This is a genomic window from Agrobacterium albertimagni AOL15, assembly GCF_000300855.1.
Classification (GTDB): Bacteria; Pseudomonadota; Alphaproteobacteria; order Rhizobiales; family Rhizobiaceae; genus Allorhizobium; species Allorhizobium albertimagni.
Genome location: NZ_ALJF01000003.1, coordinates 63,453 through 89,781 on the forward strand (window position 1 = coordinate 63,453; position 26,329 = coordinate 89,781).

Annotated in this window: 21 protein-coding genes; 11 read left to right on the forward strand and 10 right to left on the reverse strand. The window is 61.5% G+C overall.

Going from position 1 to position 26,329, the window contains the following annotated elements:
- The first annotated feature begins 84 nt into the window (after positions 1-84).
- The 3 genes from QWE_RS03535 (at position 85) to QWE_RS03545 (ending at position 2,342) form a co-directional block, all read left to right on the forward strand.
- On the forward strand, positions 85-1,113 hold the full coding sequence (locus tag QWE_RS03535; protein WP_006724702.1) for a substrate-binding domain-containing protein: 1,029 nt from the start codon (positions 85-87) through the stop codon (positions 1,111-1,113).
- On the forward strand, positions 1,110-1,964 hold the full coding sequence (locus QWE_RS03540; RefSeq protein ID WP_006724703.1) for a PfkB family carbohydrate kinase: 855 nt from the start codon (positions 1,110-1,112) through the stop codon (positions 1,962-1,964). Before QWE_RS03535 ends, QWE_RS03540 begins: the two co-directional genes overlap by 4 nt.
- A 72-nt stretch (positions 1,965-2,036) precedes the next feature.
- Positions 2,037-2,342: a DUF982 domain-containing protein gene (locus QWE_RS03545; protein WP_006724704.1), complete on the forward strand. Its 306-nt coding sequence runs from the start codon at positions 2,037-2,039 to the stop codon at positions 2,340-2,342.
- Between the two features lie 81 nt (positions 2,343-2,423).
- Here QWE_RS03545 and treY read toward each other — a convergent pair whose 3' ends face one another.
- Both treY and QWE_RS03555 read right to left on the reverse strand, forming a co-directional pair.
- Positions 2,424-5,081 (reverse strand): malto-oligosyltrehalose synthase, encoded by a 2,658-nt coding sequence (gene treY / locus QWE_RS03550; RefSeq protein ID WP_006724705.1) that lies wholly within the window; start codon positions 5,079-5,081, stop codon positions 2,424-2,426.
- A gap of 88 nt (positions 5,082-5,169) precedes the next feature.
- Positions 5,170-5,442, reverse strand: a complete 273-nt coding sequence (locus QWE_RS03555; RefSeq protein WP_006724706.1) for an usg protein — start codon at positions 5,440-5,442, stop codon at positions 5,170-5,172.
- 267 nt (positions 5,443-5,709) lie between these two features.
- Here QWE_RS03555 and groES point away from each other — a divergent pair, with 267 nt between their 5' ends.
- Both groES and groL read left to right on the forward strand, forming a co-directional pair.
- Positions 5,710-6,024, forward strand: coding sequence for a co-chaperone GroES (groES, locus tag QWE_RS03560; RefSeq protein ID WP_006724707.1), 315 nt, complete (start codon positions 5,710-5,712; stop codon positions 6,022-6,024).
- Positions 6,025-6,061: 37 nt separating this feature from the next.
- Positions 6,062-7,687, forward strand: a complete 1,626-nt coding sequence (groL, locus tag QWE_RS03565; RefSeq protein WP_006724709.1) for a chaperonin GroEL — start codon at positions 6,062-6,064, stop codon at positions 7,685-7,687.
- Positions 7,688-7,762: 75 nt separating this feature from the next.
- Here the strand turns inward: groL and QWE_RS03570 are convergent, their stop codons facing one another.
- Entirely contained in the window at positions 7,763-8,509 is a 747-nt protein-coding gene (locus tag QWE_RS03570) for an EAL domain-containing protein (protein ID WP_006724710.1), read from the reverse strand.
- A 220-nt stretch (positions 8,510-8,729) separates the two neighbouring features.
- Here QWE_RS03570 and QWE_RS03575 point away from each other — a divergent pair, with 220 nt between their 5' ends.
- From QWE_RS03575 to QWE_RS03590, 4 genes are all read left to right on the forward strand, one after another.
- On the forward strand, positions 8,730-8,948 hold the full coding sequence (locus QWE_RS03575) for a hypothetical protein (RefSeq protein WP_006724711.1): 219 nt from the start codon (positions 8,730-8,732) through the stop codon (positions 8,946-8,948).
- A gap of 192 nt (positions 8,949-9,140) precedes the next feature.
- Positions 9,141-9,818: a response regulator transcription factor gene (locus QWE_RS03580; protein ID WP_006724712.1), complete on the forward strand. Its 678-nt coding sequence runs from the start codon at positions 9,141-9,143 to the stop codon at positions 9,816-9,818.
- Positions 9,805-11,199 carry a sensor histidine kinase gene (locus tag QWE_RS03585; protein ID WP_006724713.1) on the forward strand — a complete coding sequence of 465 codons (1,395 nt, stop codon included), beginning with the start codon at positions 9,805-9,807 and terminating at the stop codon, positions 11,197-11,199. The genes QWE_RS03580 and QWE_RS03585 overlap by 14 nt, the downstream gene beginning before the upstream one ends.
- Entirely contained in the window at positions 11,196-12,293 is a 1,098-nt protein-coding gene (locus tag QWE_RS03590) for an ABC transporter substrate-binding protein (RefSeq protein ID WP_006724714.1), read from the forward strand. The genes QWE_RS03585 and QWE_RS03590 overlap by 4 nt, the downstream gene beginning before the upstream one ends.
- Positions 12,294-12,382: 89 nt before the next feature.
- Here QWE_RS03590 and QWE_RS03595 read toward each other — a convergent pair whose 3' ends face one another.
- From QWE_RS03595 to QWE_RS03625, 7 genes are all read right to left on the reverse strand, one after another.
- Entirely contained in the window at positions 12,383-14,563 is a 2,181-nt protein-coding gene (locus QWE_RS03595; protein ID WP_006724715.1) for a TRAP transporter permease, read from the reverse strand.
- Positions 14,564-14,661: 98 nt separating this feature from the next.
- A complete protein-coding gene (locus tag QWE_RS03600) occupies positions 14,662-15,639 on the reverse strand; it encodes a TAXI family TRAP transporter solute-binding subunit (RefSeq protein WP_006724716.1) in 978 nt (325 codons plus the stop codon).
- A gap of 240 nt (positions 15,640-15,879) precedes the next feature.
- Entirely contained in the window at positions 15,880-17,223 is a 1,344-nt protein-coding gene (locus QWE_RS03605; protein WP_006724717.1) for a sigma-54-dependent transcriptional regulator, read from the reverse strand.
- Entirely contained in the window at positions 17,220-18,992 is a 1,773-nt protein-coding gene (locus tag QWE_RS03610; protein ID WP_006724718.1) for a sensor histidine kinase, read from the reverse strand. Before QWE_RS03610 ends, QWE_RS03605 begins: the two co-directional genes overlap by 4 nt.
- A 191-nt stretch (positions 18,993-19,183) precedes the next feature.
- Positions 19,184-21,727, reverse strand: coding sequence for a methyl-accepting chemotaxis protein (locus QWE_RS03615; protein WP_040299478.1), 2,544 nt, complete (start codon positions 21,725-21,727; stop codon positions 19,184-19,186).
- A gap of 260 nt (positions 21,728-21,987) precedes the next feature.
- Positions 21,988-22,830 (reverse strand): 5-dehydro-4-deoxy-D-glucuronate isomerase, encoded by an 843-nt coding sequence (gene kduI / locus QWE_RS03620; protein WP_006724720.1) that lies wholly within the window; start codon positions 22,828-22,830, stop codon positions 21,988-21,990.
- 132 nt (positions 22,831-22,962) lie between these two features.
- Positions 22,963-23,874 (reverse strand): AraC family transcriptional regulator, encoded by a 912-nt coding sequence (locus tag QWE_RS03625; protein WP_006724721.1) that lies wholly within the window; start codon positions 23,872-23,874, stop codon positions 22,963-22,965.
- Positions 23,875-24,041: 167 nt separating this feature from the next.
- Between QWE_RS03625 and QWE_RS03630 the strand changes: the two genes are divergently transcribed.
- Together QWE_RS03630 and QWE_RS03635 are read left to right on the forward strand one after the other, a co-directional pair.
- Positions 24,042-25,448 carry a family 4 glycosyl hydrolase gene (locus QWE_RS03630; protein ID WP_006724722.1) on the forward strand — a complete coding sequence of 469 codons (1,407 nt, stop codon included), beginning with the start codon at positions 24,042-24,044 and terminating at the stop codon, positions 25,446-25,448.
- Positions 25,445-26,329 (forward strand): carbohydrate ABC transporter permease, encoded by an 885-nt coding sequence (locus QWE_RS03635; RefSeq protein ID WP_006724723.1) that lies wholly within the window; start codon positions 25,445-25,447, stop codon positions 26,327-26,329. The genes QWE_RS03630 and QWE_RS03635 overlap by 4 nt, the downstream gene beginning before the upstream one ends.

The following is a 26,329-nucleotide window of genomic DNA, read 5'->3' on the forward strand; positions in this document are numbered from 1 at the left end:
GATACAAGAATTGCCACAATGCGCCAACGCATGACATAAGCCGTGGGCGAGCAGCGATAGCCTCGCGAAGGTGCAGGCGAACGTATGAAGCTCAAAGACTTTGCCAGAGAGATCGGATTGTCACCGACCACAGTCAGCCGCGCGCTGAGTGGCTATCCGGAGGTAAGCGCCTCCACCCGCACACGGGTGATGGAAGAAGCCGCACGTCTCGGTTATCGGCCTAACATCAATGCGGTCCGGCTTGCGACGGGTCGGGCCGGCGCGATCGGCGTGGTCATGACAAGGGCGGGCGACTACCAGTTCTCCGAATTCATCAGCGGCATGGCCGACCGCCTGAGCAGCGAGGACACCGACATCCTGATCACGCCGATGATCGGGCACGATCCCGGCGACGAATTGCAGCTCTACCGCAGACTGGCCGAGAGCCGTCGTCTCGATGCTGTCGTCATCCACTCGCCCATGCCGAATGACCCGCGCATCGCTCTGCTTGAGAGATTGAAGCTGCCCTTCATCGTCCATGGTCGCTCCGTGACCGATGTGCCGCATGCCTGGCTCGACATCGACAATGAGGGTGCGATCCGACAAAGCACGGAGCACCTCATCAACCTCGGTCATAGGCGCATCACCTTGCTGAACGGTCGTGAAGGGCTAACCTTCACGCTGGATCGTCTAAAGGGTTACAGACAAGCCCTCGACGACCGCGGAATTCCGTTCGATCCTAAGCTGGTCATTCATGGCGACTTCACCGACGAGATCGGTTTCCGATTTGCCTGCTCCGCGCTCAAACAACGCCCGCAGCCGACCGCCTTCGTTGCAGGTTCAATGATGACAGCGCTCGGCATTTACCGGGCGGCGCGATCAATGAACCTTGTGATCGGCCGGGATGTTTCGATCGTCGCCCATGACGATGTCTTCCCCTATCTTACAGCCGAGAACATGGTGCCGCCGCTATCGACCACGCGCTCCTCGATCCGGGCCGCCGGCAAGCGCATCGCCGATCTCCTTCTGCAGATACTCGCGGGTCAACAAGCCCGCGACATTCAAGAACTTTGGCCAGTCGAACTCATTCTGCGCGAAACCAGCCGCCCCGCACCGGAGAAAGCTTCCGCATGAGCAAGACAGGCAGGAAGTGGGTCGTCGTTATCGGCCACATCAACCATGACCGCATCTGGCACCTGACCGAGCCGCTGCGCGCCGGTGGCCGGATTGCCTGGTCGTCGCGGGAAACACGGCTCGGCGGCGGCGGATATTTCACCGCGCGGCGGCTGCTCGACCTCGGACACGACGTGGCACTCCTCTCGAACCTGATGTCCGACATCCATGGCGAGAACGCCTTTGCCGAACTGCAGGACGCAGGGTTCGATACGTCGCTGATTGCGCGGCGTGACGGCGAGACGGATTTCGCCGACATCCTGCTCGACCCAACCGGCGAGCGGACCATCCTTTCCAGCGAGCGACGCCTCTCCCGCACGTTCCTGCTCGATCACGAGATTGCGGCCGACGCCCTCTACGTCAACGCACCCAAACTGCCGGACACCATCCTCGCATCCCTGAACCGCGCGCCGCTGGTCATCTCGCAGTTTCCGCTGCGCGAGGGAGACGTCCGTGCCGCCGATATCATGGTCGGTTCGAAAGCCGATTTGCCCGATATTCCCATCGCCGATGTCTGGGGCATGGCAAGAAGGCTCGCGACCGGTCGGCTCACCCATCTGGTGATGACGGACGGTCCCGCCGCCATCTCGGTTTATGACGGAAACACGGAAACGCGAGTGACCCTCGGCCGGTGCGTTACCGTGCGAGACACGATCGGTGCCGGCGACACCTTCAGCGGCAGTCTGCTGCACACCGTGCTGGGCGGGAAGAACGTGGTTGAGGCAAGCCAGCTTGCCGGCGACGCGACCACGGCATGGCTTGAGCACCGAGAATCGCAAACGCGAAGTGCAACAGAAAAATCAATATCATAACATTTTTATTTGATCGAAGTCCGGGAACTTCCTGACCCACCTCCGAGTTGCTGGGGCCAAACGGAGGAAGGCATGACAGAAGCCGATTTCACCTGGAACGTACCCGTCGAACTGGAACTGCCCTGTGGGCTGACGCGGCGCTTTCTGAATGCGTATGATGCGCTTGATTTTCTCGACGCGGAGTGGCCGACAAGACGCGGCCCGGCCTATGAACGCGCCCTGCGGCTTTGCCGCAATGCCCTGCGTGGCGCACGTGCCGCGGAGCTGGCGCGCAGCGCCTTCATCGCGGCGGCAGACGAAGCCGGCATGCGCCAATGTTCAAACCCGCGCAAGCAGATGGTGAGCTTCCTGCCGAGAGCGCGATCCGCCGTCGCCTGATAGTCCGGAAAAACGTATCGTCGCCGCCGACGGAACGGATCGCCAGATCGGCCGTCTGGATCCGCGTTGAAGGGGAGCCGCTCAGCCGGCTCCCGAAATCAGCAGAGCGATCGTCTGCCCGTCCATCAGCTCCCGCATCAGAAGGCCATTCCCGGCGGAAAGCTGGCGGTCAGACAAGATCTCCGTCCAGCCATGCCCCGCAAGTGCCTCCGGCATTTCCACGAGGGTATCCCCCCAGAACTGCTCCGACGTCAGCCCCTCGCCCGCCTGAAGCATGGCGATCGGTAGACGGCAGGCGACCGTGATCGATGCGGCACCGTCTATTTCCCGCGCAAACGCCACGACGTGCGACTGGCGAGGCCCCGTGATCGTCAACGGGAGATACCGCCCGTGCAGGAAAAGCTGAGGATGCCGGTTGCGAAGCGACAGGCCGCGGCCGATGACCGCTTGCTTCAGCCAGCCCTCCGCCAGCGCACGCGGGTCACTGAACGAGATCGGCGCCTTCGGATCGAAGGCAGACAGGGTCTCGAAGGGCGGCGGACGCCTGTTGTCCGGATCGACGAAACTGAAATCGAGCGCTTCGCTTCCCTGATAGATGTCAGGAACGCCAGGTGCTGTAAGTTTGATGACAGTCTGGGTCAGGCCGTTCGTCAAACCCGCCCATATCAGCGGCTGGATCTCGCGCACGAACTCGGTGACGAAGTGAGGCCTGTCGAGAAGCAGAGTGCGGACATAATCCTTCACGGCGGCCTCATAGGTCTCATCCACCTCGTTCCAATCCGTCCGCAGCTTTGCCTCGCGTAGAGACTTTTCCACGAAGGCTAGGACGCGCTCGGCGAAATCGGCGATCCCTTCCCGGTCGTCGGTCGTGAGATCGACCGGCCAGTGGCCGATCAGGGCCTGAAAGATCATCCACTCCACCTCGGCTTCGGGCGCGGGCTTGCCGTCGACGTCGATGACGGCATACCGATTCGCCTTGCGCCAGCCCTCGATCAGGGCCGCAAAGCGGGGCGCATCCTCGGCAAGGGCGAAGAGACGTGCGCGGGCATCTTCGCCGCGCTTCGTGTCATGGGTTGAGGAGGCGGAAAGCCCGGATGGCTGCGTCTTTGCACGCCGCTGCATCTCGGAATGGAAATGATCGAGGCCACCCTCTTCCGGCTCCAGTTCTCCGCCAACCTCGTTCAAGGCCAGAAACTCGACATGGCGGAAGAACAACGTGTCCTCAAGCGACTTCGCCATCAGCGGCCCGGTCAGCTGCTGGAAGCGGCGACGGAAGAGATCGGTTCCGACGCCCCCACCCGCAAGGCGCCCTTCGCCTTTCAGAAGATCGGCGATGGACCAGGCCGCATCAGCCGCCATCTCGTCCAGTCGAGGTTTCGCGCCTTCAAGCACCTGATCGACGAGTTCGCGATCTTCGGCGCTCATTTCTCCCTGGGCCGCATAGGTCCGGTAACGTGGGAAGGCGAGGAGAAGCTCTTCCAGGGCGCGGTTCATCGTCTCCTCGTCGAGCCGGAGCAAATCGGCGCCCTGCCCGACCAGGGCCTTTACCTCGCCGGCGAAGTTGACCCGGATCATGCGAAGCTTCGCCTCACGCATCTTGTCCGCAACGGGCGTCTGTTGCCCGGCGATCCCGGCATAGGCCTGACGCATGGCGAGGAAGCCCGCGGGATCGAGCAGAACCGGCACCTGGGCCGCGATGAATTCGTAGCCAGTCGAACCTTGCACGGGCCAGCCTTTCGGCAGATCCTCTCCCGGCGCCAGGATCTTCTCGACATAGATTGGAATGTCCTGCCCGACAGCGTCGCGCAGCTGCTGCAAGTAACGGCCAGGATCTGCGAGACCATCGACATGATCGATGCGCAAGCCGTCGACCTGACCGGATTCTATTAACTCAAGCACCGTCCGATGGGCAGCCTCGAAAACGTCCGGTGCCTCGACGCGCAAACCGACCAGACCGGCGATTTCGAAGAAGCGCCGATAGTTGAGGCCCTTGGCCGCTTCCGTCCAATGCATCAGGCGAAAGGGCTGGAGGTCGTGGAGAAAGAGCAGAAACTCATGTTCCTGCGCCTTCGCCCGGAGCTCCTCGAGCAGCCCGTCGCAACCATGCTCGCGGCAAAGCGAAACGACGGCTTGATGGAACTCGGCCTCCTCCCCGGCTGTCGCCTGGCGCCCGAGATCCGAGAGCGGTGCGGCCATGGGATTCTCGCAGCTGGCGAGAGCCGCCGGATAGGTCGATGGGTTCAGCGGATAGAGACTATCGAAATAGGCGAGCGCGAGTACCCCTTGGTCAGCATCGAGCGTGAGCGAGATCTCTCCATCCACCACAGCCTGCTCGAACGGCTTGCCGAGAAACGGAAGCGTGAGCCGCTGGCTCCAGTCGATGTCGAAATAGTGCCCGTAGCGGCTCGCCTCGCCCCACTCGATGACGCTGCGCCACCATGGGTTCTCAAGACTGGCTGCCATGTGGTTCGGCACGATGTCGAGGATCAGGCCGAGACCTTCGGCCTTCAAAGCGGCAGCCAGCCGTTCGAGCCCCTCCCGGCCGCCAAGCACGGGATCGATGACATTGGCATCGGTGACGTCATAGCCGTGTGTCGAGCCGTCGGTCGCGGCAAACACGGGCGACGCGTAGAGATGGGTGATGCCGAGGCGCTTGAGATAGGGCACGAGCCCGATGGCGCCATCGAAGTCCATGCCGCCGCGAAACTGCAAACGGTAGGTCGAAACGGGAAAGGGCATGCTGGCATCCTTGGGGGGTGGGGTGTCCGACCCGGACAAACGCCCACCAGCCTGCCTTGTTCCCGTCGTCCCGTTGGATCCAGTATCCTCAGTGGAGGTTGAATTCGCCGTCCACCTTGCGCCACTCGTTCGGGCCGATCAGCCGCTTGTGGCTGAAACGCACGGAATGCAGGTCACCATCCAGATTGGTCCGCCAGAAATCGAGAAACTTCGTCATCTGCGGGAAGTCGGGAGCCAGATCGTAGTCCTGCCAGAGGAACGTCTGCAGCACCGAGCGGAAGTCTGGCATGCGGTACAGGATGTGTGCCGTGGTCAGGCCGTAGCCCTCCATCTGGAGGGTGAAGTCATTGGAAGATTTCATGCGGTTTCCCTCGTGGTCATCGACGATAAAAAGTTTGACAAAAATTCGCGATCTGGCAAGAGGCGACTTGAATTTGTGATTGAAATTCAGCCTGTTAGCAGCAGGGATCCGAGAGTGCTGATTTTTTTGAGCGATCCTCTTGAAAGATAAAATCGGAAAAACCAAATCATCGCGCGCCGGATGCCAGGAAAGGGTCCGGCAACCCGTCCGGACCTCATCCGGTCCGGCCTTTGGGGACGTTCCATTTTGTTTGTCCAGGAGGAAAACATGAAGTTCCGTCCGCTGCACGACCGTATCGTCGTCCGCCGCGTTTCGTCCGAGGAAAAGACCAAGGGCGGCATCATCATCCCAGACACTGCCAAGGAAAAGCCGCAGGAAGGCGAAGTCATCGCCGTCGGCCCCGGCGCCCGCAACGATCAGGGCCAGATCCTCGCCCTCGACGTCAAGGTCGGTGATCGCGTTCTCTTCGGCAAGTGGTCCGGCACCGAAATCAAGATCGACGGCGAAGAGCTGCTGATCATGAAGGAAGCCGACATCATGGGCGTGATCGAAGCCCAGGCCGCCGAAAAGAAAGCCGCCTGAGAACCATCAGTCATCATTTGCCTTTGAGGAGTGAACCATGGCTGCAAAAGAAGTAAAGTTTAACACCGATGCCCGCGAGAAGATGCTGCGTGGCGTCGACATCCTCGCCAATGCCGTGAAGGTGACGCTGGGCCCAAAGGGCCGCAATGTCGTCATCGACAAGTCCTTCGGCGCGCCGCGCATCACAAAGGACGGCGTCTCGGTTGCCAAGGAAATTGAACTGGAAGACAAGTTCGAGAACATGGGCGCGCAGATGCTGCGCGAAGTCGCTTCCAAGACCAACGACCTCGCCGGGGACGGGACGACCACCGCGACCGTTCTTGCCCAGGCGATCGTCAAGGAAGGCGCCAAGGCCGTCGCATCAGGCATGAACCCGATGGACCTGAAGCGCGGCGTCGATCTTGCCGTCGAAGCCGTCGTCGCGGAGCTGAAGGCCAATGCGCGCAAGATCTCGAACAACGCTGAGATCGCCCAGGTCGGCACCATCTCGGCCAATGGCGATACCGAGATCGGCCGCTATCTGGCCGAAGCCATGGAGAAGGTCGGCAATGACGGCGTGATCACAGTCGAGGAAGCCAAGACTGCCGAGACCGAACTCGAAGTCGTCGAAGGCATGCAGTTCGACCGCGGTTATCTGAGCCCCTATTTCGTGACCAATCAGGAGAAGATGCGCGTCGAACTCGACGACCCCTACATCCTGATCCACGAGAAGAAGCTCTCGAACCTGCAGGCTCTGCTGCCGGTGCTTGAAGCCGTGGTCCAGTCGGGCAAGCCGCTCGTAATCATCGCGGAAGACGTCGAAGGCGAAGCGCTCGCCACCCTCGTCGTCAACAAGCTGCGCGGCGGTCTGAAAGTCGCGGCCGTGAAGGCTCCCGGCTTCGGCGACCGCCGCAAGGCCATGCTTGAGGACATCGCCATCCTGACGGGTGGTACGGTCATCTCGGAAGACCTCGGCATCAAGCTCGAAAACGTCACCCTCAACATGCTGGGCCGTTCCAAGAAGGTGTCGATCGAGAAGGAAAATACCACGATCATCAACGGTGCCGGTTCCAAGAGCGAAATCGACGGCCGCGTTGCCCAGATCAAGGCGCAGATCGAGGAAACCTCCTCCGACTACGACCGCGAGAAGCTGCAGGAGCGCCTGGCCAAGCTTGCCGGCGGCGTTGCCGTCATCCGCGTCGGCGGCTCGACGGAAGTCGAGGTGAAGGAGAAGAAGGACCGCGTCGACGACGCCCTGCATGCGACCCGTGCAGCGGTCGAGGAAGGCATTCTGCCCGGTGGCGGCGTTGCCCTGCTGCGTTCGGTCAAAGCGCTCGAAAACCTGAAGACCGCCAATGAAGACCAGCGCGTCGGCATCGACATCATCCGCCGTGCGATCGAGGCCCCGGTCCGTCAGATCGCCGAGAATGCCGGCGCCGAAGGCTCGATCATCGTCGGCAAGCTGCGCGAGAAGCCCGACTTCGCCTTTGGCTGGAATGCCCAGACCGGCGACTATGGCGACCTCTTCGCCCAGGGCGTCATCGATCCCGCTAAGGTGGTCCGCACGGCGCTTCAGGATGCAGCCTCCGTTGCTGGCCTCCTGATCACGACTGAGGCGATGATTGCCGAGAAGCCGAAGAAGGACGCAGCCCCGGCGATGCCGGCCGGCGGCATGGACTTCTGAGATCCGCTCTCGCAATAAATCAAGGGGCCGCCTGTCGCAGGCGGCCCCTCCTTGTTTGAAACGGACTGGCCTCGATCAGGCCGCAAGCGCCAGGGAAACCGGGCTCAGCCCCTCGAAGGTCGGACGGGCGATGTAGTAGCCCTGGATCAGATCGACGCCGAGTTCCGTCAACACCTGAAGCTCGCCAGCCGTCTCCACACCCTCGCAGACGGCGGTCACGCCGAGATCGCGCAGCATGTCGAGCGTCCGCCGGACCACGACCTGCTTGACCGCATCGGTATCGATGCCCCGGATCAGATCCATGTCGAGTTTCACAAGGTCAGGCTGGAAGCGGGTCAGAAGATTGAGCCCGGAATAGCCCGCGCCAAAATCGTCGATCGCCGTCTTGAAGCCGATCTCGCGGTAGCTTCGGAGAATGTTGAGCAGATGCGCCGTGTCGAGCTTCTCGACTTCGGTGAATTCGAAGATGATGCGATCGAGCGGAAAATCGGTGCGCCTAGCAGTCTCCAGCGTCTGTCGGATGCAGGCGCGCGGCTCATAGACGGCATTGGGCATGAAGTTGATCGACAGATGCGGCATGTTGCTGCGCGGAAAGAGGTGAGCCGCCAGCTCGATGGCCCGCACGCGACACTGCTGATCGAACGCATAGCGGTTGTCAGGATCGACCAGGGACAGGACGGAACCTGCCCCGCTCCCGTCAGCGCCTCTCACAAGCGCCTCATGTGCGAAAATCTCTCCGCGACGCGTATCCATGATCGGCTGGAAGGCCATCGTGAACGTGGAGCTGAACGCAGCCCCATTCTTGCAACCTTGGCAGGTCATGTTGTCTCCTTGAAGCCGAGCATGCATTAAAGCGCGGGGCTCTTAAGGAAGATTGAAAGCGGCTACACAGGTCACTCTTAAAATATCAACCGGCATCGTCGTCATTTCATGACCTTTTTTGGGTACCTCATTTAATCAATTTAAATAATAGGATATTCTCGAATACGAGGCTGATTCGAGAAAGCCTCGCGGGCTAAATGACTTAGCTGGGGATGCGGACATGAGGGAACAGACTGATATCGAGACCTGGGCGATGGTCCGGGCTCAACAGATCGTCATGCAGCAAGGCGCAAATCTGGTTGTCGCGGCGCAGAGGCTGGATCACAAGAAAACCACCGCAAACACTTATGCGCTTCGCAGCGCGATCATGGCATCACTGATCGAAGCCATGAAATCACCGCCTACGGAAGCCTTGGTTTCCATGGAGGCGCAGGCCTGAGACGAGGCTCGAGCAGCCGAACATCGGAACCTGGCAGAGGACATCGAACGGCGCCCATGGTGGCGGCGTTGCTCGATTGAACGTCGCGTTCGAAAGTAACTGGACGGGAAAGCTCTCAGATCGCGTTTTCCCCGGCCGATGCTAGCGTCACCTCACCTTGATCGCGGCAGTCAGACATGCGAGCGTCCGGCCATGCGCATTCTGCTCGTGGAAGACACGCTCGACGTTGGAGAGGCCATCTCTCGCCGCTTTGAAACCATTGGCCATACGGTCGATTGGGAGACGGACGGTCGTGCGGCCTCCGAGATCCTCGACTTCACCGAATATGATCTGGTGATCCTGGATGTCATGCTGCCGGGCATGGATGGCTTCTCGATCCTGAAGCGGATGCGTGACCAGGGCTCGACCGTGCCTGTCCTCGTGTTGACGGCCCGTTCGGAAATCGACGACCGCGTCGGCGCCCTTGACCTTGGCGCGGACGATTACCTGGTGAAACCCTTCGATTTCCGGGAACTCGAAGCTCGTGCCCGCGTGCTGCTGCGGCGACATGCCGGTGGCGAGGCGACCAACGTGATTGCCTGTGGTGACGTGTTGCTCGACCGCACCCAGCGGACGGTCAAGGTCGGCAACCGCGAGGTGCAACTGAAGCGCCGCGAAATGACCCTGCTCGAAATCCTGGCAAGCCGTCCGGGACGCGTCTTCAGCAAGGACCAGTTGCTCGACCAGCTGTTCGGCTTCGACGAACCGGCAGGCCCGAATGCCATCGAACTTTATGTCGGACGTCTGAGAAAGAAGCTCGAAGGCGCCAGGGCGCGGATCGTGACTGTGCGTGGTGTGGGATATCAATTGGTGTCCGATGCAGAGGACTAGGCGCTCCCTCTTTGCACGCCTCGTCATCCGCGTTGCGATCGTGCTGGCGGGTGGCGCCGCGATCCTGATGACGGCGGCGTGGCTTTATGCCCGTGCGGCAGCCGACGAGGCCTATGACCGGCTCCTGCAGGGCGCGGCAATCCAGATCCTTGATAGTCTGGTGGTGGAAGAAGGCCGCATCGCGGTCAACCTGCCGCCGAGTGCCTTCGAACTGCTCGGCCTCGCACCGCGAGACAAGATCTTCTACCGCGTCATGGCACCCGACGCTTCGACGCTGACCGGCTATGAGGACCTGGAGTTCCCTGTCGACATCGCCAATGCCCGCACCGATGTCCTGTTCCAGACGTCGCGCTTCCGCGATCAGCCGGTGCGCATGGTGGCCGCGAGCCGCGCGATTGCCGATCCCTCACTCGGTGGTTGGGCCAAGGTCCTGATCGCCCAGACCATCGAGGCTCGTCAGGAACTGACGACCGAGTTAACGACCCGCGCCCTGGTGCTCGTTGTCGTCATGAGCCTGCTTGCGCTTGGGGGGACCATCCTTGCCGTGCGTTACTCGTTGCGGCCACTGGATGCGCTCGGCGACACGCTTCGCCGCCGCGACAGCCAGGACCTGACACCGCTTGCCGTCGACGTACCCCGTGAACTCTCGCCCTTCGTGGAGTCCATCAATCACTTCATGCGCCGGCTGGATGATCGGTTGCAGCTGTTGCAGCGCTTCATCGCCGACAGCGCCCATCAGATCCGAACTCCCCTCACGGCGCTATCGGCCCAGGTGAGCCTGATCAATGAAGACGCGCTTTCGGAGAATGACCGCCGCCACCTCGACCGGGTGAAGAACCGGGCGTCGGAGCTTGCGCGCTTCACCACGCAGTTGCTCAACCATGCCATGGTCATCCACCGCTTCGATTCCGTGCAGCTCTCGCCGATCGACGTCGTCGATGTCGCGCGCAAGGCCTTCCGGGCTGCCGTGCCGATCACCATCGACCCCGACATCGTTGTCTCCTTCGAGGCGCCGCCGGAGCCGTTGATGGTGCTCGGCGATGGCTTGAGCCTCCGCGAGGCGATCGTCAATGTCATCGACAACTCGCTGCGTCATGGTGTGGTGTCGAGCCTTGCCGTGCGTGTGATCCGTCGCGGCGATTTCGTTCTGGTCGAGGTGGAAGACGACGGCCCCGGCATCCCGGCCCAGGACTGGGCTCAAGTCACGCGCCGCTTCGTTTCGTCGAAGTCGGGCGAAGGCAGTTCTGGCCTCGGATTTGCCATCGCCTCTGAGGTAGCAACGACGCTGAACGGCGCGCTGGCCTTCCGCGAAAGGACACCAGAGACAGGTTTCACCGTTTTCCTTGAACTTCCGCTGATCGATGCGAGGTCGAACGCATGAGCCTGTCGACGACGTTCCGAACCGTAGTGTCTGGTCTCGTAGCCGCGGCCCTGGCATCGACCTCGGCACTCGCCCTCGAGGGGGAACGCTCGGTCTTCCCGGCACCTGGACAGGAGCGGACAAGACTTATCATCAACGGCGTAACGGACGCCGACGTCATTGCACCTCTGATCCGGGACTTCCAGGACATGGCGCGCGACGTGACGGTCGAATTCAACGACTATGTCAGCAACGATCTCTTTCGCGAGGCGGAACTGGCTTGTCGCCAGCGGCGGAGCCACGGCGACCTGTGGATTTCCTCCTCGGTCGACCACCTCGTCAAGCTCGCCAATGACGGATGCGCAAGATCCCACCAGTCGGAGGAAACGGAGCGTGTTTCGGCCTGGGCCAACTGGCGCGACGAAATCTTCGGCTTCGCCTTCGAGCCCGCCGTGATCGTCTATGACGCCGCGCAAGTGCCGCCGGAGGATGTGCCGCGCTCGCATGTTGAGATCGCCGAACTCTTGCGCCGCAAGCCGGACGAATACTGGACCCGGATCGGCACCTACAATGTTCAGCTATCAGGCGTCGGCTATCTCCTCGCCTTTCACGATGCCCAGCAGGCACCGACAAGTTATGGCCGCCTGCTGGAGAGCTTCAGCCGCGCCCAGGTGGTGACCAGCTGCTGCAACAAGGAAGTGCTCGATCTGATCGAGCAAGGCAGGCTGAAGATCGCCTACAACATCCTCGGTTCCTATGCCTATGCGCGCTATCTGCGCAACAACGACATGCAGGTGGTCGTTCCCCGCGATTACACGCTGATCCTGACCCGCGGCGCGATGATCCCGACCCATTCGCCCCAGCCGGATCTCGCCGCCCGCTTCGTCGACTACCTGGTTTCCGAGCGCGGCCAGAAGGTGGCCCGCGAGAAAGCCTTCTATTTTGCCGAAAACGCCCCTCTGCCCCCGGGTGTGGACGGTCCGATCTCGCTGATCGAATCCGGCATCGGCAGGCCGATCCGTGTCGGCCCTGCTTTGCTTGCAGCCCAGGATCGGGCCACCCGGGAAGAGTTCATCCGCAACTGGACCTCCCTCTTCGCACCCGGCACACGGTGACGCTGAAAGCGGCGTGGCGCTAACGAAAAGGGCGGCGCTCTGTCGGTGCCGCCCTCCCATAGTTCTGATCGATGCTTCCAAGGAGACGCTTAGTCCACCCCGCGCGCTATCGCTTCCGTGGTGACAAAGCGACGCTGATAGAGGAAGAGCGAGCCCCCGACGACCAGTCCGATCACGTCGGAGACCAGTCCGCCACTGATCATGCTGAGTGCGCCTGCAAGCAAGACAAGCCGCAGCGGCGCCCCGAGTGCACCGAAGAACCATCCCTGAACCGCAGCCGCGAGCATATAGATGCCGAGGCTTGCCGACACGAACACATGCAGGATTTCCAGCCAGGTACCCTGCATCAGCATGGCCTGAGAGTAGAAGAACATGAACGGCACCACGAAGGCTGCGAGGCCGATCTTGAAGCTCTCGACGGAGGTCTTCATCGGATCGGATCCCGCGAGCGCTGCCCCTGCGTACGCAGCGAGCGCCACCGGCGGTGTGATCGCTGACATCACCGCAAAGTAGAAGACGAAGAAGTGTGCGGTCAGAACCGGAATGCCGAGATTGACCAGACCGGGCGCCACCACGGCTGCGGCAACGGCATAGGCAGCGGTCGTCGGCATGCCCATGCCCAGCACGATGGAAATGCACATGGCGAAGAACAGCGCCAGCAGCTGGTTCTGTTCGGCAATGCCCAGGAGCAGGCTGGAGAAGCGAGCCCCGACGCCCGTCAGCGCGATGACGCCGACGATGATGCCGGCGCAAGCACAGACGGCGACAAGCTGGACTGACATGCGTGCGGCGATGTCGAAGGCCTTCGCCAGCAATCGCGGTCCCATGCGATGCGGTGTCAGCCAGCTGACCACAGCCGCGGCCATCATCGACACCGTACCGGCGCGGATAACCGAATATCCGGCAAACAGGGTGTAGATCAGCATGATGATCGGGATGAACAGGTAGACCTGCTTCAGCAGCTCCTTGAAGACCGGCAGCTCTTCCTTCGGAAGACCTTTCATGCCGAGTTTCGTCGCCTGCAGGTCGACCATGAAGTAAACGGATGCGAAGTAGAGAACCGACGGGATGATCGCGGCAATCACGATGTCCGTGTAGGGGATGCCCGTCACTTCCGCCATGATGAAGGCGCCGGCACCCATGATCGGCGGCATGATCTGGCCGCCGGAGGACGCTGCAGCTTCAACCGCCGCTGATGTCTTTGCAGGGTAACCCACCTTCTTCATCAGCGGAATGGTCAGCGAGCCCGTGGAGACGACGTTGCCCGCAGAGGTGCCGTTGATCATGCCCATCAGACCGGACGCGAGAACCGCAACCTTGGCCGGACCGCCACGCGCACGACCGGCTGCCGCAAAGGCGAAGTTGACGAAGTAATCGCCGACCTTAGACGCCTGCAGGAAAGCCGCGAAGGTGATGAACAGGATGATGTAGGTCGAGGACACCGCCACGGGATCGCTGAGGATGCCCTGGTCGGTGAAGATGTAGGTGAAGAAGCGCCGTGCCTCGTATCCACGATGGGCGAGGAAGCCGGGCAGATAGGGACCGGCGAAGGAATAGAGAATGAAGATCGAGGCGATCACCACCAGGGCAAGGCCCGCGACACGCCGCGTCACTTCGAGGATGAGAATGACGCCAACCAGGGCAGCATAGAAGTCCGCCGGCTGCGCCATGGCCGTTCCAGCTCTCAGACGAAGCGGTCCGACATTGAACAGGATATAGCCGAGGACCGCAATCGAGGCGACGCCGAGCGCATAGTCGGCCCAATCGACGCGGGTCCGGTCACGGCTGGGGAAGAACCAGGCAGCGAGGAGCGCGGCAGCAGTGCCCGCCAGGAGCGGCAGGCCATAGGTCGAGAAAACGAAGGCTGGAGGACGCGCAATGCCGGCGACCCAGTAGGCGCCCCAGGCATAGGCGATCATGGCAAAGCCGTAGCCGATGCCACCGACACCCACCAGAAGAAGAAGCCACTCGATCGGATTGCGCCGCACCCGCTCCGGCACGGCGACCGGCAATTGCACGGCCGAATAGATCAGGAAGCCGAGAAGCAGACCGCCGCAGACGTGGATCAGGCGATAGGTCCAGGTTTCGAGCGGATAGAGGTTCATCACCCCGATATGGAAGGCGGTATAGGCGATGCAGAGAACGATGATCGCCTTGTTCGTCCAGTTTGCATGGAGCCGCTGGTTGCTCGCAACCGGCTCGTCATCGACGTTCTGAGCCACGATGGGCCCAGCGGCTTGCTGCGCTGAGATGTTGTCAGCTTGTGTCATGGTGGTGTGTCCCGATAAGGAAGCCGGATCTTGCACGAGGAGGGCGGCAGCCAGAGCTGCCGCCAATTGCCTGCACGGAAAGGTGCAGGTTCCGGGCTTTACTGGCCCTTCAGGTCATCGGGAATGGTGATGCCTTTTTCCTCGAAATAGCGCACCGAGCCGGGGTGGAACGGCAAGAAGGTGTTCTTCTCGATGTTCGCGGAAATCGTCTCAGAGGCCGTGGCATGGATCTGGACCATGCGATCGTTGTTTTCCATCACCAGCTTGGTGATCTCGTAGGCAAGCGTCTCAGGCATTTCGGCATTGGCGACTGCGAAGTTCCAGAGGCTGACCGTGCCCTGCGGGTCAGGGAAACCCTGATAGAGACCACCGGGTACTTCGAAGGCAGCCAGTTCCGGCATGGCTTCGAGGATCTTCGCCTGCTCTTCTGCGCTGAAGCCGAAGATGTTGACCGGGTTTTCAGCGGCGATCTGCGCGAAGGCCGAAATCGGAACGCCGGCAGCAAAAGCGAAGGCGTCGATCAGACCATCCTTCACCTGGCTGGTCGCGTCATTGGCACCCGAGAAGGAGATGACCGGCTTTACGCCGACGCTTTCGAAGTAGCGCGGCCAGTAGGTCGCGGCAGTACCGCCGGCAGGACCGACCGAGACGCGCTTGCCGTTGAGGTCAGCCACGGACGTGATGCCGGATGACTTCAACGCAACGACCTGGAACGGGGTCTGATACATCGGGAACAGGGCGCGCAGGTTCTTGTGTTCGACACCCGGTGCAAGTTCGCTGTTGCCAGTCCAGGCTTCGTAGGCCGGACCCATGGTCACGAGACCCATCAGATGGTCGCCGGTCTCGATGAGCGTGGCGTTCTGGACAGGACCGCCGGTGACTTCAGCGGATGCGTTGACACCCAGCTTTTCGGTGATGAGGCCGGCAAGACCCGTGCCGTAAATGAAGTAGGTGCCGCCCTGGCTGGCGGTGCCAATGGTCAGGCTGCCCGGCCAGTCGGCCTTGTCCTGAGCGGAAACGGATGCGGCAAACGTCAGAGCCATGGCACCAGCCATAGCGATCATGAACTTTTTCATGAAGTCCTCCCTGCATGTTTTGACGTGACAGAGTCCGACGCCTCCTCTGGGCCGGACCTTGTGCGAGCTAAGCCTCGGCTTGAGCGGGAGGCAACGAGGTGTGAGCCCCCCTCACCCGCGCCCGGCCATTTTCACGCCGCGCATGGGGGGAAATCGTAACATTTCGACAGGTCGATGGGTGGAAAGCCACCCATTTCGTGCACGCGAGCCCACCGAAATCCGACCGATCCAGGCCTAGCCTCAGCCGTCGACGGCCAGATTCTTGTCCAATCCGTGCTTCTGCATCTTCTCGTAGAGCGTCTTTCGCGAGATGCCGAGCTGTTCATAGACAGGCTTCAGCGCGCCCCCATGGGCCGCAATCGCGCTGGCGATCAATTGCTTTTCATAGGCTGCCACCTTTTCGGCAAGCCGTGTGGCGGATGCATCAGGATCGGTCGTGACATCGAGCCCGGTTTCAATGCCGAGCACGAGGCGATCCGCAGCATTTCTGAGCTCACGCACATTGCCCGGCCAGTCGCGCTCGGCGATCTCGGACAGAATATCCGGCTCGACCTCCATGTCGTCGCGGCCGTAGCGCGCCGAGGCTTCGCGCACCAGGTGCAGGAAAAGCAGGGGAATATCGGCCCGGCGCTGCGAAAGCGACGGCACCCTGAGCGTCGCGACATTGAGCCGGTAGAAGAGATCGGCGCGAAACCGGCCGGCTGCGACCTCGCTTTCGAGATCGACCTTGCTGGTCGCCAGAAAGCGCACATCGAGCGGCACCGTCTCGTTGGACCCGAGCCGGGTGATGGTACGCTCCTGGAGGACACGCAGGAACTTCGCCTGCAGGTCGAAGGGCATGGAGCCGATCTCGTCGAGCAGGATCGTCCCGCCGCGGCCATGCTCGAACTTTCCGTAGCGCGCGCGGATCGCGCCCGGAAAGGCACCGGCCTCGTGACCGAAGAGCTCGCTTTCGATCAGCGTCTCCGGCAGCGAGGCGCAGTTGATCGCGATGAACGGTCCCTTCGACCGAGCGCTGACGTCGTGCAGGCTGCGCGCCACGACCTCCTTGCCGGCACCCGTCTCGCCGATGATCAGCGCATCCGCTTCGGTGGCGCCGATGGCGCGCACACGGTAACGCAGGTCGACCATGACGGGCGTGCGCCCCGGAAGCCGCGTCTCGATATCGTCGCGCTTACCCGCAACCGCTCTAAGTCGCCGGTTCTCGAGCACCAGAGACCGGCGGTCGAGCGCATGGCGCACGACACCGGCAAGCGCCTGGCTGGCGAACGGCTTTTCGATGAAGTCGTAGGCGCCCTCACGCATCGCCTTGACCGCAAGCTGCACCTCGCCATGTCCGGTCACGAGAATGACGGGGATTTCGTGATCGAGTTCGCGGATGCGGTGGAGAAGCGTCATGCCGTCCATCCCCGGCATGCGGATATCGCTGACGACCACGCCATCGAAACCGAAACCGACCCGCGAGAGTATCTCCTCTCCCGAGGCGAAGGCCTTGACCTGCAGGCCGTGCAGTTCGAGCGCCTGACTGGTGGAGAAGCGCAGCTCCTCCTCGTCATCGACGAGCAAGACCTGTCCTGAGTTCATTCCGCCGCCTCGTTCAATGCTTCAGCCTGCAGGAGTTCGATGCGAAAGAGTGCGCCGCCGCCTTCCCGTTTGCCGACCGTCAGGCTGCCGCCGAAATCCTTGATGATATTGTAGGAAATGGAAAGACCGAGACCAAGCCCCTTGCCCACGCCCTTGGTGGTGAAGAAGGGATCGAAGATACGCTCGACGATTGCCGGCGGAACCCCTGGCCCACGGTCGGCAATCTCGATCACCACGTGTCCGTGAGCACTCCGCGCCGAGAGCTCAATCTTGCGGTCTTCCAAACCCTCGACGGCATCGCAGGCATTGGTGAGAATGTTGACCAGAACCTGCTGCAGACGCACGGGGCCACCCTGGACGGCTGGCAGACCGGGCTCGAAACTGAGAGACAGGCTGGCATCGGCTGTCCCAAGCCGGGCCGAGACGATCTCGAGCGTCTCGCGAACCACCTCTTCGATCGAGATCGGGCCAAGCTTCTCGTTCGGCTTGCGAGCGAAGTTGCGCAGATGGCGCGAGATCGATGCCATGCGGTCGATCAGGCTGGAAATGCGCCCAAGATTGTCGCGTGCTTCTGGTATCCGGTTGCGATCGATCAGCATCGTCGCGCTGTCGGCATAGGTCTTCGCAGCGGCAAGCGGCTGGTTGAACTCATGCGACAGAGCCGCCGACATCTGGCCGAGACCGGCGAGCTTACCCGCCTGGATGAGATCGGCCTGGGTCTGACGCAGTTGCAGGTTGACGCGCGCCAGATCGGCCGTGCGCTCCTCGACCCGCCGCTCCAGCTCGGCCTGAGCTTCGATCTGCATGTGCATGCGCTCCTGCAGCCGCGCGCGGCGCTGGATGACCACGGCGAGCCCCAGAACGAAGAGGCAGAGAAACAGCAGGATGGCGACCAGCATGGTGCGCGCCTGGGCGTGAATGGTGCCGGTGTCGAACAACACCTTCACGGTCCAGTCGGCATCCGGCATATAATGTTGCAGCACGAGATATTCGCGATTTCCATCGCTCTGGTTGATGGTCATCAACACATGGTCGTCGAGTGCACCGCGCTTGATCGGCAATTCCCGCAGGACGGCGTCCGAATACCGCCGGGAGGCGGTGGTCCGTTCGAGACGTTCGGGTGTCAGCGGCAGGACCGAGGCATAGAGCCATTCCGGGTTGCCGGTCATGAAGATGATGCCCTCGGGATCATGCACCAGGATCTTGTATTCACCGCCGCGCCAGGAGGTCTCGATCTCCTCGATGTCGACCTTGAAGGCGATGACGCCGCGCACCGCGCCGTTCACTTCGATCGGCGAAGAGAAATAGTAGCCGCGCTTGGCCGATGTCGTGCCAAGCGCATAGAAGCGCGCCTGCTTGCCGGCCGCTGCTTCGTAGAAATAGGGACGGTAGCTGAAGTTCTCGCCGACAAAGCTCGCCGCCCCGTCGAAATTGCTCGCCGCGATCGTGTTTCCATCCATCGTCATCACATAGATGTCGGAGGATTCGAGCAGCGCGTTGATCTCTTTGAGATAACGATTGGTCGCATCGCGAAGCGCCGGATTGCCGGGATCGAGAACAAGCTCCTTCATGTCGTCGTGGTCGGCGATCAGTGCAGGCAGCGTTTCGTAGCGGCTGAGATGGCCTGACAAGGCCGAACTCGCCAGACGCAATGCGCTATTGGCCTGGAGCGAGGCCTCTTCCATGACCTTGCGCGTGATCAGCCGGTTGCCGACCGTCAGCAGCGCCAGGCTTGCGGCAAGCAGAACCAGAACGAGCGCGATGATCATGCGCCGTGCTGCGGCCAATCGCCGTGCGGGTGGTACCATTCCGATCGTCAAATGCGCGCTCCTCCTTGTCCAAAGGATAGCTGCCTGTCTGCAGCTTTCCAACCCGGCTTTCACGCGACAATGTCCGGTCGCGAAAAAGCCGCCGATCCACAGGGACCGGCGGCTCGTGATCTTGCAGCGATTGGCGGCAATCAGGCGGCGCGATGATGGGTGTGCATGGCCTGCTGACGGCGGCCCTCAGGCGCGAGCTTGAACTGGTTGACGAGCTGCATCAGCGCATCGGCCTCGTCGGCCAGCTGGCGGGTCGCCGCATTGGTTTCCTCGACCATAGCGGCGTTGCGCTGGGTCATCTGATCCATCTCGTTGACGGAGGAGTTGACCTCGGCCAGCGCATTCGACTGGTCGCGGCTGGCCATGGCGATGACCGAGACGCGGTCAGCAACCGTGATGATGTTGGCTGAGATCTCGGCGAGCACAGACCCTGTCTGCTGCACCAGCTTGGCGCCGGAAGAGACTTCCGTGCTCGACTTGTGAATGAGGTCCTTGATCTGCTGGGCAGCCCCCGCCGAGCGCTGTGCCAGTTCGCGCACTTCCTGCGCAACGACCGCAAAGCCCTTGCCGGCTTCGCCCGCACGCGCCGCCTCGATGCCGGCATTGAGCGCCAGCAGATTGGTCTGGAAGGCGATCTCGTCAATGACGTCGATGATCTGGACGATCTGGCCAGACGCGTCTTCGATGCGACCCATGGCATCGATGGCGTTTCCGACAACCGTTGACGAGGTATCGGCACGGCCCTTGGTATCGGCGACGATGTTGTTCACTTCCTCTGCCCGCTCCGCAGACGACTTGACGGTCACGGTGATCTCATCGACGGCGGCGGCCGTTTCTTCGAGTGAAGCCGCCTGCTGCTCGGTGCGCTTGGCCAGCTGATCGGCAGCACTGCTCATCTCGGCGGCATTGCGCTGGATCATGTAGGTGTTCGAGCGGATCTGCGTCATCGTATCCTGCAGATGCTCGAGCGACTGGTTGAAGTCGTTGCGCAACTGCTCAAGACGGCCATGGAACGGCGTGTCGATGGTTTCGGAGATGTCGCCCTTGGCGAGGCGGCCGAGACCGGTGGCAAGCGCATTGACGGCGAAGTCGATCTGGCGATCGATCTCCTGCTTCTCAAGGTCGTTGCGGCGGCGTTCTTCCTCAGCCTGAGCGCGCTCCGCCTCGCTGCGGCTTTCGATTTCGATCTTCGACAGCGCGTTCTGCTTGAAGACGCCGAGCGCACGGGCCATCTCGCCGATCTCGTCAACACGGGCTTCGCCATTGATCTTGGTATCGAGAACACCTTCAGCCAGGCGACGCATGGCGCCGGTGATCTGGCCAATCGGACCCTTGAAGGTGAGCACAAGACCGATGCCGGCGAAGATGGAGATCAGGATGCCGAGCGCGGTCGCGCTGATCGAGATGGAGTTGGCCTCCTGCCGTTCCTGGCCAGCCGAAACCTTCTGCATCTCCGCAAAGGTCGTAAGCTGCCTCCAGATGACGTTGAGATCTGCTGCCGCCTCTTCGAAGCTTGCCTTGCGTTCCTGGCTGACCTTCACGAGCTCGGCGCTGGCACCGATCATCGTATCGACAGCCGGGCCGAGATCCTTCTTGACCTGCATTAGGATCGGCTGATCGGCGGCCGTCTTGTCGAGTTCTGCAAGGAACTTTTTCACAGCGTTGAACTGCTGCTCCAGCAGCATGCGGTTCTGCTCGGTCGGCTCCAGCAGAAAACGGGCCATCATGATCTGCACGGCATAGCCGGCGGCCATGACCTGTCGACCGTCTTCGATGACAGCCTGGGCCTTGGCGAGCGGCGCATCGAGTTCGCCGAACTTGATCGTCGCTTCCTTCATCTTCTGCTGCGCGGCAAGGCCGAGATAGGCATTGAGCTGCGTGAAATTACGAAGCTGAGAGGTCATGCTTTTGATTACATCCTCGGACATATCGTTGCTTGCGAGCGCTGCCTTCAACTCGCCGCCGATCTTCTCAAGCGTCTTGGCGGCCGACAGGTTCGCTTTCGGCAGCACTTCCGCCAGCACCTGCTGGCGGGCAAGGATCTCGTCGATGCGCTCCCCGATGACGGCGAATTTCTCCTCCGGCGTCTTGGCCTTGGTGAAAGCGGAATTCGTTTCGGTGAGGAAGGTGCCGGTGCTGCGAATACTCTCCGCGTCGCGCAGCATCGTCTTGGCAGCAGCGTCATCCGCCTGCACGGCGCGCTCCATGGTCGCCATGGCGGCCGTCACGCGCCCCTGCGCGACGACGACCTGCTTGCCACCCTGCTGGAGGGTTTCGACAAGCGCCTTCTCCGAAGCATGCAAGGTCCAGAGATCGTTGATATGGACGAAGACCTTGTCGATCAGCTTGCCGGCGTCTTCCAACTCCCCACGACCATCGGCGTCGGGAGCAAGCTGGGCCAGCGTGCTGTCCAGATCCCGTCGCTGCTGCTCGAGGCGACCGGTCAGATCAGCCTTGGCCTCTTCGGTCGTATTGGCGAGAAAGCTGCTCATCGAGGCGGAGACGTCGCGGAAACCGCTCAAAGACTGCAGCACGCTGTTCGAGATTTCGATGCGGCCCTGCAACAGACCCGACGCATAGAGCCCGGTGAAGCCGACAGCGGAAATGCTGATGACGAAAGGCAGAATGAAAATCAGCACCTTCGTCTGGATGTTAAAGCGCGACAATATACGGTCAATGAACACGGTTTTGGTCTCCCCCGACATCGAAGCCAGCAAAATTGCTGCCATCGGCGTCCATGCATGAATCGCCTGGAGCATGGCCAAGGAAGACTAATATGACCTTAATGAGACGGGTCTGAATGTATCCAGACGGGGCTTCCGAGTGGCTCGGGAAAGCGCCGAGTTAACAACCCAGGATAGAATACACACAAAGAAAAACGGCATGCGGAATGGACGATCCCGCATGCCAGTATCGAGTTACTTCTCCACGGCAGAAGGCCGCGTCAGCGCATGTCCTCGATGGCGACCGCATCGACATCGGTATAATCGACATTGTCGCCGGCCATGGCCCAGATGAACGAATAATTCGCCGTGCCGGCCCCGGAATGGATCGACCAGCCGGGAGAGAGAACAGCTTCTTCGTTCTTCATGATGATGTGGCGCGTCTCGTCCGGTTCGCCGAACAGATGGAAGACACGGGTCTTTTCCGCCATGTCGAAATAGAGATACACCTCCATGCGTCGGTCGTGGATGTGGCAGGGCATGGTGTTCCACACCGAGCCCTTGGCAAGGCTCGTCATGCCGACCACCAACTGGCAGGTCTTCACGCCTTCGGGGTGAACGAACTGGAAGATCGATCGCTCATTGCTTGTTTCCTGCGCGCCGAGATCGAGCCGCTTGGCATCGCCGATACCGATGTGCCGAGCCGGGTGCCGTGTGTGTGCCGGAGCGCTGAGCAGGTAGAATTTTGCGGGCTCGTCCGCCGACACCGAGGCGAAGGTGACCGACGATCCCATGCCGGCATAGACCATGTCACGTGTGCCGGCTTCGAACCGTTCTCCATCGACCGTCACCACGCCTGCCCCGCCGATATTGACCGCAATCATCTCACGACGTGCGAGCAGTTCAGGCGTACCCGCCGGCTTGATGGTTTCGAGCGGCAGTTCCGAGGCGAGCGGCACGGCACCGCCGACGATCATGCGATCGTAATTCGTGTAGTGCAGCTGGATGCGGCCCGGCACGAAGAGCGGCGGCAGCAGAAAATTCGAGCGCAGTTCATCCGTGCCGAAGCCGGCAGCGGTCAACGGATCGATGGCGAAGCGATTGGTGAAATCGGTGTGCGACATCATTCCTCCCATACATGTTATGTCAACTTATCATACATGTTGCAGGTCATGCGGCAAGCGCAAAAAATCTTTTCATTAGCGGCATAGCAATAGGGAGAGTGCGTGTACCGCGATAAAGTCATAAGACAGGATTCAGCCACGCGGCAACGGATAGGCCACCTGGCCATCCTCATCACCCCTGGGAAAAGCGCCTTCGCGGTTGCGCCGTTCGGCTTCCCTGTATCCCTGCGGACTGATCCCGATATAGCGCTTGAACATGCGGGAAAAGTAATAGGCGTCCGCATAGCCGGAGAGAGCGGCGGCCCGCTTCACCGTGCAGCCGCCGGCGAGCAGTCCCATGGCGCGCTCCATGCGCTTGAACTCCTGGAACTTGTCCATGGTCCAGCCGACGCGCTTGCGGAATTCGCGCTTGAAATAGTCGGGATTGTAGGGCGCGGCCGAAAGCACCTGCGAGGTGATCGCCTCGTTGAGCGGATCGGCGGCGATCTGGCTGGCGGCGACCATGATTGCAAGCGACAGCTGGTCGGGATTGGCGACCGTCCCGACCGACTGCTCGCGCCAGCCGATGAAGGCCTGCTCGATGAACTCGATCAACAGGAACATGAAGACATGATGCTGCTGCAGGCTCGTCGAATAAGGTGGCGCGGTTTCGCGAAAGTGACGGACGACCTTTTCCAGCATGTCCCAGCGGGCAAGCTTCACCGACAAAGCGAGATCCATTTGCGCAATGAGATCGAGCCGACCGAAAAGATCGAGAGTGAAATGCTGCGCAACCCCGGTATAGGCTTCGACCGACGCCGATCGACCGACGAACCGCGTGCCGGCGGGCAAAAGCATCGCCGAACCCGGCTCCAACTCCACCGTCTGCCCCTCGACCTCATAGATCCCGCGACCGCTCAGGCAGATCACGAGGTCATGCACCCGGTTCGACTTGTCGATCGACCAGGTCTGCGAATGCTGCATGCGGATGGTCGAGCGTGTCAGGTTGAGCGCCAGCGCCTGCATCGGAATACCGCCGAGCACACTACCTTCAGTTTCGTCCATCATTTTTCCCCTATTTGTCGATTTCCGCGCGAACCGTATAGCGAGATAGTAGACACAGGACCGGTCGACTTGGGAAGACCGGGGAGGATATCAGGAGGAGAAGGGTAGACGGCGAGACAGGCCACGGAGGTGGGCCGGTCTTGGCCTCGTCCACCCCAAATATTGCGATGCATAAAACGGAACACACGCGCCCCGTCACCATCGCCTATGTCGGCGGCGGCTCGCTCAATTGGGCGACGAAACTGATGGGCGACCTCGCCCAGGACGGAACGGTGCCGGCGACCGTCCGGCTCTACGACCTCGACCATGCTGCCGCCGAGCGCAACGCCCGTATCGGCACCCGCTATGCGGCACGCAGCGACACCGGTGCGCCCGTCACCTACACGGCAGAGTGCACGCTGGAGGCAGCACTTCGTGGTGCCGACATCGTCATCATCTCGATCCTGCCAGGTTCCTTCGAGGACATGGCAAACGACATCGCGATCCCCGAGCGCTACCGCATCCGCCAGTCGGTCGGCGACACCGTCGGACCCGGCGGCTTCGTCCGCGCCATGAGGGCAATCCCGATGATCGCCGAGATCGGCCGCGCCATCGCCCGTTACTGCCCGGAAGCCTATGTCTGCAATCTCACCAACCCGATGTCGGTCCTGACGGGCACGCTCTATGCCGTGTTTCCGGAGATCCGGGCATGGGGGTCCTGCCACGAGGTGATCAAGACCCGCAAGATTATGGCTTACCTTGCAAACCGCCGCGCCGGTGAAGTGCTCTACGGCTATCGCGATGCGAAGGTGAACGTGCTCGGCATCAACCATTTCACCTTCGTCGACCGCGCCGCAGTTGGCGGTGTCAACATGATGCCGGCCTATCTCGATTTCGCCAAAGAGCACCATGCGAACGGCTGGCGCGAATCCCCGCTCGACCCCGCCAATGAACACGATCGCTATTTCACAGATAGCTTCCGCGTTAAGTTCGACCTCTCGCGCCGCTTCGGCATCGCCGCAGCAGCGGGCGACCGCCACCTCGTCGAGTTCCTGCCGCAATGCTGGTACCTCGATGATCACGCCGTCTGGAAGTTCGGCCTCACCCCGGTCGAGTTCCGGATGCGGGAACGACAGGAGAAGGTTAATTGTGCCGATGCCCTCGACAAGGGCGCCGAACTGCCGCCAGCCCGCGCCTCGGACGAAGCCATCGTCGAGCAGATCAAGGCTCTGATGGGCGGTCCTGAGCATGTGAGCAATGTCAACCTGCCGAACCGGGGGCAGTTCGCAGGCTTCGAGGAGGGTACGATTGTCGAAACCAATGCCCGCTTCAGCCCACTCGGCATCCAGCCCATCGTTGCAGGACGACTGCCGAAGGGTCTCGAACTGCTCGCCCGTCCCCATGCCGACCGGCAGAACGCCCTCGTGGCAGCGGTCCTTTGTGATGACGTCGATGCGCTTCTGCCGCTCTTTGTCTCGGATCCGCTCGTCGCCGCCCTACCCCAGAATAAGGCGACCCGCCTCTTCCGAGAAATGGTGACTGCTACCCAGCATCGCCTGCCTGAAACCTTGGCGAAAGCCGGAGGTGTTGCATGAGTGGAGACAGCCGTTACCTCGGGCTCTTCTATCTCGCGCCCTACATCATCGGGCTCCTGATCTTCACGGCCCTGCCCTTCGTCGTCTCGCTCTATCTGAGCTTCACCGACTACAATCTGATGAGTGCGCCGATCTTCACCGGCTTCGACAACTATGTGAGGCTGTTTACCGGCGATCGGACCTTCCGCAAGTCCCTCTGGGTGACGCTGATCTACGTCTTCACGACGGTGCCACTGAAGCTGATCTTCGCACTCTTCGTCGCGGTGATCCTGAACTACAAGCTGAAGTTCATCAACGTTTACCGCACGGCCTTCTATGTGCCCTCGATCCTCGGCGGCTCCATCGCGATCGCTGTCCTCTGGCGCTACATGTTCGCTGATGTCGGCCTGGTCAACATGGGCCTGACGATGATCGGCCTCGAGCCCGTCAACTGGTTCGGCGACCCGACCAATGCGCTCTTCACCATCACCCTGCTGCGCCTCTGGCAGTTCGGTTCGGCCATGGTGATCTTCCTGGCGGCGCTCCAGAGCATCGACAAGAGCCTTTACGAGGCAGCCGCCATCGATGGCGCCGGCAAGTGGAAGAGCTTCGTCCACATCACCCTGCCGCTGATCACGCCGGTCATCTTCTTCAACCTGATCATGCAGATGGTCCAGGCCTTCCAGGAGTTCAACGGCCCCTACATCATCACGCAGGGCGGCCCTCTGAAGGCCACCTACTTCCTGCCGATCTACATCTATGACGAAGCCTTCAAGCGTTTCGACATGGGTTATGCCTCGGCCATCGCCTGGGTGCTCTTCGTCATCATCATGGCGCTCACCCTCATTGCCTTCTGGTCTTCGCGCCACTGGGTCTACTACGCCGGCGACAAGCGGAGCTGA